This is a genomic window from Streptomyces sp. NPDC006463, assembly GCF_042870715.1.
Taxonomy (GTDB): Bacteria; Actinomycetota; Actinomycetes; order Streptomycetales; family Streptomycetaceae; genus Streptomyces.
In genome coordinates this window covers 2,674-5,151 of sequence record NZ_JBIAHP010000033.1, presented here as the reverse complement: position 1 = coordinate 5,151, position 2,478 = coordinate 2,674, and the positions used below count along the sequence as shown (strand labels likewise).

2 protein-coding genes are annotated in these 2,478 nt (G+C 71.7%); both read right to left on the bottom strand.

Annotated features, from left to right (window positions below):
• Positions 1 to 102: 102 nt before the first annotated feature.
• Positions 103 to 1,551 (bottom strand): transfer protein, encoded by a 1,449-nt coding sequence (locus tag ACFYOB_RS37115; RefSeq protein WP_388568262.1) that lies wholly within the window; start codon positions 1,549 to 1,551, stop codon positions 103 to 105.
• Entirely contained in the window at positions 1,548 to 2,390 is an 843-nt protein-coding gene (locus ACFYOB_RS37110) for a hypothetical protein (RefSeq protein WP_388568259.1), read from the bottom strand. Before ACFYOB_RS37110 ends, ACFYOB_RS37115 begins: the two co-directional genes overlap by 4 nt.
• Positions 2,391 to 2,478 lie beyond the last annotated feature (88 nt).

The following is a 2,478-nucleotide window of genomic DNA, read 5'->3' as shown; positions in this document are numbered from 1 at the left end:
AACCCCGGGCGTGGGTCAGCCCCCCCGGGGGTCACCGCGTGGGGGGGGGGGGGGGGGGGGGGGGGGGGGGGCCCGCCCCCGCCCCCCGGCGGGAGAGGTGGGTCAGTTCCTGATCGCGGTCAGGGTGTTGCGGACGCTGCCGAGCTTGACCTCGCGGCCGCCGTCGGCGTTGACGAGCTCCAGGATCTGGAGTGCGTCCAGCGGGTCGTCGTGCGCGTCCAGGACGGACTGGATGCGGTCGCGCAGCGTGCGGGCCCGCGGCTTGGCGGCGGCAGCCGGGACGGGGGAGGCGGCCGCCTTGGCCCCGCCGCCGCCCTTCTTCTTGCCGCCCCCGCCTCCGCCTTCGCCGTCCTCGTCTTCCTCGGGCTCGGGGAAGACGGCCCGGTACGCCTCCATGCCGTCCAGGCGCTGGCAGTAAGCGTCCCCGATCAGGCCCCAGGCATCCTCTTCGATCTCGGGCGGGGCGCCGGGGCCGTACAAGTCGAGGACCATCGGGTCGAGGCCGTCAGTGGGGACCGGGGAGCCGATGTTCCAGAACCGCATCTTGCTGGTCGGGTAGCGGCCGTTGACGTTGTACGCGCTGCCCTGGGTGCCGGGCAGGTCGCTGTCGTCGTGCTCCTCGTCGAACTGGCTGACGAGGTCGACTTCGCCCGCGTACTTCGGGATGGGGGCGAGGACCTGGCCGGCGGGCAGCAGGCCGTCGGTCACCAGCTGCTTCATCATCGAGCTGGTCCAGCGCAGCAGGACGACTTCGCCTTCCTTGAGCATCGCCCGGAGGGTGTCGGATCCGCCCATCTCTTCGAGGTGGCCGGCCTGGGCGAACAGGCCGATGCCGACGCCGAGGGAGCGGCCGGTGCGGCCGATGTCCTTGATGTAGAACGTCGCCTCGTCCCTGTACGGGGCGCCCTTTTCGAGCAACCTGTTGGCCTCGTCGATGATCTGGTAGATCAGCGGGTCGGGCCGGTCACGCAGGAACTTGGAGCGGCCCAGGCGGGCGTAGCGCTCCTGGCGGTCCATCATGGTCAGCCACGTCGTACGCAGCTGCGCCATCGTCCCTTCCTGCGTGGTGACCCGCCAGGCCACGTTGCCGTCCAAGCCGGGCCCGGCCTGGCCGAACGCCTCCGGTGCGGACTGGCCGCCCTTGAGGTCGGCGTACAGCACCGCGATTCCGGAGCGCTTCATCGCGGCGAGGATGATCTGACCTGCGGTGGACTTGCCCGCGCCGGTGGTGCCGAACAGCAGCAGGCGCTGCGCGGACCCGGACGCAGGGTCGTACAGGCGCAGCAGGGAGGGCCGGCCATTGTGGTACCGGCCGATCCAGATGCGGCCTCGGGCGTCCATGACCAGCATCTGCGGGTCGGCAAGGATGACGCGGGCGAGCGGGTCGTGCGGGTAGATGGTGACCAGCGCCTTGGTGCCCATGACGCTGGTCTCCACCGCGAGCCGGTTGACGTCCGCGATGTTCAGCGCCGCAGCGAGGCGCTGCGGGTGGTACGTAATGATGTCGCCGGACTCGGCCGCTTCCACGGTCAGCTCGTAGATCCTGCTCATGCGGGGAGCTCCTTGGTCTCCTCGTCGGGGATGTCGACAGTGCGGATCGCGGTGATGACCGTGGAGGGCATGCCCTTGGGGGCGATGAACTTCTCCCAGGCCGCGTAGATGTCCATGGCCTCCTCGGGGGCCTGGCCGACAGTCAGCCTCCGCACCCCGGCGCCCTGCCGGGGAACAGGGGTGATGGCGATCTCGTCCTCGGGCCAGTTGATGGCCGCGGACAACTCCAGCAAGTCGATCTTCGGGACCGGCTTGCCGGGCAGAGTGGAGCGGATGACGGCGGTCATCGACTCCTCACCGGTGCGTTCGATCTGCTCCAGCACCGTGTTCGCGGCGGCGCCGCCCTCGATGGCGACGTGCTGCGCCCAGAAGGCGGCCATCGGGTGCTGCGGGCCGCCCTGGACGTTCTCCTTGACCAGGAGCTCCTGGGTCTGCTCGACGGCGTCGGGGGTCAGCGATTTCTCGCGGCCGACCAGAACGCGGGCCACACGGGCCGGACGCACGTACAGCACGGCGGCACTCCAGCCCGCGTCCGCGAGGAGCTCCCAGTACCAGTCGATGCCGGGGATGATCCGCTGCGCGGTGAGCAGGACGGCCATCGAGACGGAGGGGGCCATGTAGAGGCCCATGGCGGTGTTGCCCGCCGCACCTCGTCGCAGGGTCAGCGACCAGGCGGCGCCCCAGCCGGCGCAGCCGAGGGCGGCGAGAACGGAGGGGGCGTAGAAGTCGTGGGTGAAGGCGCCGGTGGCGAGCGCGCCGGTGCCAGCCACGGTGGCGACGCGGCCGACTGCGTTGCGGGCCAGGGCGTAGCGGCTGCGCAGGGGGCCGAGGCGGATCATCGGTGAGCTCTCCTTCGAGGGCATAGGGAAGGGGGGGGGCCCCCCCCCCCCCCCGCCGCGCCCCCCCCGGGCGGGCCGGCCCGGAGGG

Excerpts from the sequence above, each read along its gene's own strand:
- ACFYOB_RS37115 (WP_388568262.1), bottom strand. The coding sequence starts at position 1,551 with ATGAGCAGGATCTACGAGCTGACCGTGGAAGCGGCCGAGTCCGGCGAC.
- ACFYOB_RS37110 (WP_388568259.1), bottom strand. The coding sequence starts at position 2,390 with ATGATCCGCCTCGGCCCCCTGCGCAGCCGCTACGCCCTGGCCCGCAAC.